General features: G+C 62.9%; 1 protein-coding gene. It reads right to left on the bottom strand.

Going from position 1 to position 1,392, the window contains the following annotated elements; all coding sequences use genetic code 11:
• Positions 1–241: 241 nt before the first annotated feature.
• Entirely contained in the window at positions 242–1,264 is a 1,023-nt protein-coding gene (locus tag U1701_RS18600; RefSeq protein WP_332784047.1) for an IS110 family RNA-guided transposase, read from the bottom strand.
• Positions 1,265–1,392 lie beyond the last annotated feature (128 nt).

Genomic DNA, 1,392 nt, shown 5'->3' with positions numbered 1-1,392 from the left:
GTCGTCTAATAGCGGGCTTGGCAAGCGCATTTTGGTGTGTGGATGTCGTCTGCCGGGGCATGGTCGTCTTCGCGGTCGGCATGGGCCGCCGCATCATGGGGCTTCGCGGGTCGATCCTTCCAATGTTCGTTACGCACGCACCGAGCCGGGGTTCGTGGTGCAACGGCAGCTGCGGAATGGACCAGCCTACGTCCCGGCAGGGACGCCTCGTCACGCCATCGGGCGCTATCGAGCTCTTGGATCAGGCGGCCGCAGCCGTCCTGATGAACAGTTCGCCAGAGCGCAGCATCGCATGCATGACGACCGCGAGCTTGCGGGCAACGGCGACGGCGGCGCGCTTGAAGCCGACCTTCTCGCGAAGCTTCATGCCCCAACTACGCAGATCGCTGTCGGCGTGGCTGCGGGTCAGGATCACGACAGCGGCCTCGTACAGGAGCGAGCGAACGTGGGTATCGCCGCGTCGGGAGATGTGGCCATCATAGTCGACTTCGCCTGATTGATAACGCCGTGTGGTCAGCCCCAGCCAAGCACCCACCGAGCGGGATTGGCTGAAGTTGGCAGGATCCTCGACCGCGGTCAGGTACGCGGTTGCGGTGATCGCGCCGACGCCAGGGATCGACATTAGTAGTTGGCATTGCTGGCTCCTGCGCGCCTCGGCGATGAGCTGGCGACCCAGCTCGGTTGCCTGGATGCGCAGGCTTCTCCACGCCTCGAGCAAAGGCAGAATGATCCGGGCGAGCCCCGCATGGTCGGTAAGCAGAGAGCGAACGTTCGCCTCGAACTTGCCGCCTATGCCACGCGGCACAATAAGCCCGAACGTCTTCATCAGCCCACGTATCTGGTTCGCCACGTCCAATGTTGCCCGGACAAGCTTCGTGCGCGCCGCAACCAGCGTACGTGAGAGCATGCTGTCAAAGCCTTTCACCCGCACTTCGCGGAAGAAGCCCACCTCGGCCAGGTGCGCCAAGCCATCCGCATCATTGGCGTCCGTTTTGTTGGTCGCCATGTCGAGCGCGGCCTTGGCGTGGCGAGCATCAATACAGATCGCCGGCATCCCTTCCGCGCTCAGAGCATGGTAGAACCACACCGATAGCGGCCCCGTCTCGAATACTACCCGCTCAGCCGCTGGGGCATGCTTGCGGATTACCCCCACAATCGTCGCCGGGTCCGACAGGCACTTTCCGCGCCATACACGCTTGCCGCCGCGCCGGATCGAGATGGCTGTCTCTTTCAACGATACGTCGAGTCCGATATACTCACCCATGGCTGTTCTCCGTTCGATGTATGGGCCCGGCTGCAAGTCGTGAGCCCGCACCTTCATCTATCGGGGAACAGCCACCTCCTGCGCTATCGCTGATCGAGGTAACTCGCTCCCGCCATTACCCCATGTTC

This window comes from Sphingomonas rhamnosi (genome assembly GCF_036663615.1).
In the GTDB taxonomy this organism is placed as follows: Bacteria; Pseudomonadota; Alphaproteobacteria; order Sphingomonadales; family Sphingomonadaceae; genus Sphingomonas.
This window is presented reverse-complemented; position numbering and strand designations above follow the sequence as displayed.